Source organism: Polaromonas sp. P3_C2 (assembly GCF_056402675.1).
The window spans coordinates 1-4,835 of the sequence record NZ_JBFUGX010000321.1; the positions used below are offsets into that span (position 1 = coordinate 1).

Genomic DNA, 4,835 nt, shown 5'->3' on the forward strand with positions numbered 1-4,835 from the left:
GGCATCAGCAGTACCAGCCCGGCCACGCCCACCCCCAGCAGCATCCACCGCATACGCCGCACCTGCGCCAGCAGCAGGTTCTGGTCAGACACCAGGGCCACATAGGCCTTGCGGCTGAACACGCCTTCGATCGGCATCACCACCGCGGCAAAACGCTGGCCGTCGGCGCCATCGATCGAATGAATCGGCGTATCTTTCAGAGAGGCCTGTGTCATCAGCGGCGGCAACGCGGCATACAAGGGGTCATTCAGCGCGGCAAGGCTCACGGGCCGCCCGGACGCCAGCAGACGGCGAAGGCGGTCTGCATCGGACCAGCCCCAGACGCGGCCCTGCTCATCAAAGAGGATCAGCTCGGCATGGCTCTCCTGACTGCGCGCACGCAGAAAATCCGAGAGGCCCGCGACCGTGAACGTTACTGCCGCGACGCCGCCCTTCGGCCCGCTGAGCGGCCGCGACAACGCCATGCCGAACTCCGCCGGGAGCTGCAGCATAAAAGGATCGGTGGCCTGGAAGGTGCCCAGGTTCAACTCGCTCACCCCCTCGTACCAGGGCCTGCTGCGGGGGTCATAGCGGTTGCCCCAGGGACGCCGTTCGCTGGCGATGGCGGTCATTTGCTGGTCGTAAAAAACCCATTCCTCCACCCGCTTTTCGTGTTCGTCGACCCGGATGATCTGCTCCGCGTAGCGGGCTTCCGGCAGCGATTTAGCCCAGGCCCGGTCGCGTTCGGTGCGCAACACCATGCTTTGCAGGTAACTGCCGTCCGGATAACCGAACACCAGCGAGGCGATCTGGGGATAGCGGTTTTGCATCGACATCTGCATGCGCTGCACTGAAATGTCGTTCTCGCCTTCGAGGCCGGCATGCGGGTCATTGGTGGTGGCTTCCAGCCAGGCGCGGGCCGGTTCCTGAAAGCGCAGCAGCTGCTCCTGCGTGCGGCGGCCCAGTTGCTCCAGCTCGCGCTGCGCGCCGTCCAGCACGATGCGGCTTGCGGCCAGCTCGGCCAGCACCATGAGCGCCACAACAAGCACCGTGCCCAGCGCGGCGTAGGTCCAGAACAGGTGGGAGCGAATCGACCTGGCGTGAAAAGTCAGCAACTTCAACTTTTTCAAGCGTGTCCCCCTGCTGTGCTTGTTTGATCGCAAGATACGCTGCAGTAATACCTTTGACAAGGCGGTTGCTACTGCCCTGCCGGGTATCTTTTCGCCTTCCACATTTTGTGACGTTTGTCAGAATTTTCAGCGTGACGGCATACAGAGGGAGCATCTTCAAAAATGCAAATTTTTGGACGCCCGTATGGATACAGATAGTGACATCGGCGCAGCCTGTTTGCGACATGTACTGCTGGAGTACACACCCCGGGCTATAACGGAAGCGCTACATGCGAGYGGCCCGCCTTGCCGATTTGTCGATTGCCGCTTTTGCTTTGTATTGCACTGTATCGAGAGGCCTGTGCGATCAGCTGCCCTCAGCGGGGGCGCGGAAAGCCTACGCCCGCTTCTTGAACAGCGCCGAAGCCCCGCTGGCTGCCCGGATCTCATCGGCCGTTGCCCGCAACGCCTCGGACAACTCTTCCATCCTGACTTGCGTCAACCGCACCAGCGGCCCCGCAATCGTGACCACACCGATCGCGCCCGAGGGCGACAGCACGGGCGCGGCCATGGCGGACATGGAGGGCGCGAACACTTCGCTGATTGTGCTGAAGCCGCGCTTGCGCGCCGCGTGCACAAAGCCGAGCAGCGCCTTCACGGTGGTGGGGGCCTTGGGGCCGAAGTCTTTGGGTGGGCCGAAGCCTTGTTGGGCCACCAGGCGCAATGCCTCTTCATCGCTCATGGTGGAAAGCCAGGCATGCCCGGCGGCGCTGCAAGACAGGCGAACCGACAGGCCCATGTCGGGGTCGTAGCGCAGGCCACGGCGCGCGCCCTGCGCTTTGGCGACGAAGGTCAGGTCGTCGCCGTCGACGACGGCCAGACGCACCAGTTCGCCGGATTCTTCGGCCAGATGGTCGAGCAGGGGCTGCGCGACATCGACGATGCCTGAGGCGCTCAAAAACCCCAGGCCCAGCGAGACCAGTTTGATGGTGAGAACGTATTCGCCCTGCTCACGCACCTGGCGCACATAACCGCAGCGGCACAGCTCTGCCAGCAGGCGGTGGGTAGCGCTGAGCGGCATGTCCAGGCGGGCTGCAATCATGGACACGGTTTGGCCTTCGGGGTGCGCGGCCAATTGCTCCAGGGTGTTGAAGCTTCTTTCGAGAAGGGTGCTCATGCGGTTTGACTCTCTGGTTTCGCCGGTTTGCCGTTTGCCGTTTGCCGTTTGCCGTTTGCCGTTTGCCGACATTTAGCCATGGCTTGGAAACTGGTTGCACTTCAAATAATAATGGTTTTCCATTATGGAAAGACTTTCCACTTTATCGGATGATTCGCCGGTCTGGGGTGCGATCTGGCCGAACAGCCTTGCCCCGCCCCTTTGCCCTCCCCCTCTTTCTCCGCAATAAAAGGACATCCAGATGCAGTTCAATCGCAGGTCACTGACCCTGGCAGCCGCGCTGCTGGCGCTTTCATCCGCCCCGGCGTTGGCCCAGGACATCCAGGAGCGCACCATCAAGTTCGGCCACCTCAACAATGCCGACCACCCGGTAAGTTTTGGCGTCAAGCGTTTCAGTGAACTGCTGGCAGCCAAGAGCGGCGGCAAGATGAAGGTGCAGGAATTTCCGGCTTCAACGCTGGGCAATGAGCTGCAGCAGCAGTCCGCCCTGCAAGGCGGCGTGCAGGAAATGTCGGCGCCGGCCACCACCTCTCTGGCGGGCATCGTCAAGGAATTCGGCCTGGTCGATTTTCCTTTTTCAGTCGCAAACTTTGCGCAGGCGGACGCGCTTCTTGACGGCCCGCTGGGCCAGGCGCTCATCGCAAAACTTCCGGAGAAGGGACTGATCGCACTGGGTTATTGGGACCTGGGCTTTCGCAATGTCACCAACAGCAAACGCCCCATCACCAGGCCGGAAGATCTGGACGGCCTGAAAATCCGTGTGATTCCCAATCCGGTGTTCCTGGAGACCTTCAAGGCCTTCAAGGCCAACCCGGTGCCCATGCCGTTTGCCGAGCTCTACGGCGCGCTGGAATCCAAAGCCGTCGACGGCCAGGAAAATCCTTTTGCCGTGATCCAGTCCAACAAGTTCTACGAAATCCAGAAGTACGTCAGCGCCACCAACCATGTGTATGCAGCCAATATCGTGCTGGTGAGCAAACGCTTTTGGGACAAGCTCTCACCGGCCGAGAAAAAGATCATGAACGATGCGGCCGCCGAAACGCGCGACTACCAGCGCCAGGTCAGCCGCGCCGCGGCGCAAAAAGCCGTGGGCGAGCTGCAGGCCAGGGGCATGCAATACAACGAGCTGAGCCCGGCTGAGCAGGGCCGCATGCGGCAAGTGGCCAAACCAGTCGTTGAACGGTTCATGAACGCTTACGACCCGGTGACCACGAAGCTCTACACCTCCGAACTTGCACGCATCCGCAAGTAAACCAGCAGTCATTATGAAAATTCTTGTCCTGCACGGGCCCAACCTCAACCTTTTCGGCCGCCGTGAACCGCATATTTACGGCACGACCACGCTGGCCGAAATCAACGCCAGCCTTCAATCGCTGGCCGCCGAGCTTGGGGTTGAACTGGAAATATTCCAGTCCAACCACGAAGGTGCGCTGATCGATAAATTTCACGAGAACATCGACAGCGCGCAGGGCGCCCTGCTGAACCCTGCAGGCCTGACCCAGCACGGCGTGCCGCTGCATGACGCGATCAAGGCCATGCCCTTCCCGGTGCTGGAGATTCATATGAGCAACATCGCCGCGCGCGAAGCGTGGCGCAGCCACTCCATCATTTCGCCCGCGGTAAAGGCGACCATCCAGGGCCTCGGCTGGCGGTCCTATACCGCCGGCTTGCGGGCACTGGTTGAAACGCTGAAGGATGTGAAGGCGGGCTGACCGGCAAGCGGGACGGTTGCCGATCGCAGCGGTGGCGCTGGGCCGAGTTCCGCGGTGAGTAGTTTGCGCAGAGGCTACAACCGCGGCGGGACAAGCCAGATCCACAAGGCCGCGGCGAATCCGATCCAGACCAGCACGATCACGACCGCAGCAACCCGGCTGCGCGGCTTTGAGCCCTGCGTCTTCACCCACTCATCGGCCCGGTTACGGCAATCGGTGAGCACCTCTGGGGGCAGGAGCCTGATGGTCAACCAGATCAATCCGGGGAGCAACAAGACATCGTCCAGATATCCAAGCACCGGGATGAAATCGGGGATGAGGTCGATGGGGCTCAGCGCATAGCCCACGACGAAGAGCCCAAGCGCCTTCGCATACCAGGGCGTTGCCGGGTGCTTGCCGGCGAACCAGAGCGTCAATCCATCGCGCTTGATCCGTCTGGCCCAATTGTCGAGTTTGCCGCGCACTGTCATGCGCACAAGCATGCCACAGCGATTGGAATGATCACATCGATTGCACCGATTCCGTCGGTTTGCAGACTGTCGTTTATCWGGGCCCGTCGAAGGTCTGTGAAGAAATGTTGAGTTTTGCGAGCCGATCCGTGTATGCCCTACCTGTCAGTTCTGACAGGGGGATGAGGGTTGTGAGCGGAGCGATTTGAAAGGTCGCAGGCCTTGGGTATTTCCAAAAAACCCGGTGCTCATTCGCGAGTTTGTAAGGCGGAATAGGTATCGACGATCAGACAAGAGCAGTCATCGCCACACAAGGTTTTTCAGCACTGGCAAGCTCCAGCCATATTGGCGAAAGGCTGTCCGGTTGACCGTGAAAATAGGCAAAAAATTCCTGGGTGCATCCCCGCAC

Annotated in this window: 5 protein-coding genes; 2 read left to right on the top strand and 3 right to left on the bottom strand. The window is 60.9% G+C overall.

The window, feature by feature from the left end:
- Together AC1DWI_RS13995 and AC1DWI_RS14000 are read right to left on the bottom strand one after the other, a co-directional pair.
- A partial coding sequence (locus AC1DWI_RS13995; RefSeq protein ID WP_477725047.1) for a cache domain-containing protein occupies window positions 1-1,109 on the bottom strand: 1,109 nt, incomplete at its 3' end.
- 376 nt (window positions 1,110-1,485) lie between these two features.
- Window positions 1,486-2,265 carry an IclR family transcriptional regulator gene (locus tag AC1DWI_RS14000; protein WP_477669961.1) on the bottom strand — a complete coding sequence of 260 codons (780 nt, stop codon included), beginning with the start codon at window positions 2,263-2,265 and terminating at the stop codon, window positions 1,486-1,488.
- A 241-nt stretch (window positions 2,266-2,506) separates the two neighbouring features.
- Between AC1DWI_RS14000 and AC1DWI_RS14005 the strand changes: the two genes are divergently transcribed.
- Both AC1DWI_RS14005 and AC1DWI_RS14010 read left to right on the top strand, forming a co-directional pair.
- Window positions 2,507-3,517, top strand: coding sequence for a TRAP transporter substrate-binding protein (locus AC1DWI_RS14005; protein ID WP_477669962.1), 1,011 nt, complete (start codon window positions 2,507-2,509; stop codon window positions 3,515-3,517).
- Window positions 3,518-3,530: 13 nt separating this feature from the next.
- On the top strand, window positions 3,531-3,977 hold the full coding sequence (locus AC1DWI_RS14010; protein ID WP_477669963.1) for a type II 3-dehydroquinate dehydratase: 447 nt from the start codon (window positions 3,531-3,533) through the stop codon (window positions 3,975-3,977).
- A 74-nt stretch (window positions 3,978-4,051) separates the two neighbouring features.
- Here AC1DWI_RS14010 and AC1DWI_RS14015 read toward each other — a convergent pair whose 3' ends face one another.
- On the bottom strand, window positions 4,052-4,447 hold the full coding sequence (locus AC1DWI_RS14015) for a YkvA family protein (protein ID WP_477670212.1): 396 nt from the start codon (window positions 4,445-4,447) through the stop codon (window positions 4,052-4,054).
- Between the last annotated feature and the right edge of the window lie 388 nt (window positions 4,448-4,835).

Bases quoted from the DNA above. Each gene is read 5' to 3' on its own strand.
- AC1DWI_RS14000 (WP_477669961.1), bottom strand. From the start codon at position 2,265: ATGAGCACCCTTCTCGAAAGAAGCTTCAACACCCTGGAGCAATTGGCC.
- AC1DWI_RS14005 (WP_477669962.1), top strand. From the start codon at position 2,507: ATGCAGTTCAATCGCAGGTCACTGACCCTGGCAGCCGCGCTGCTGGCG.
- AC1DWI_RS14010 (WP_477669963.1), top strand. From the start codon at position 3,531: ATGAAAATTCTTGTCCTGCACGGGCCCAACCTCAACCTTTTCGGCCGC.
- AC1DWI_RS14015 (WP_477670212.1), bottom strand. From the start codon at position 4,447: ATGACAGTGCGCGGCAAACTCGACAATTGGGCCAGACGGATCAAGCGC.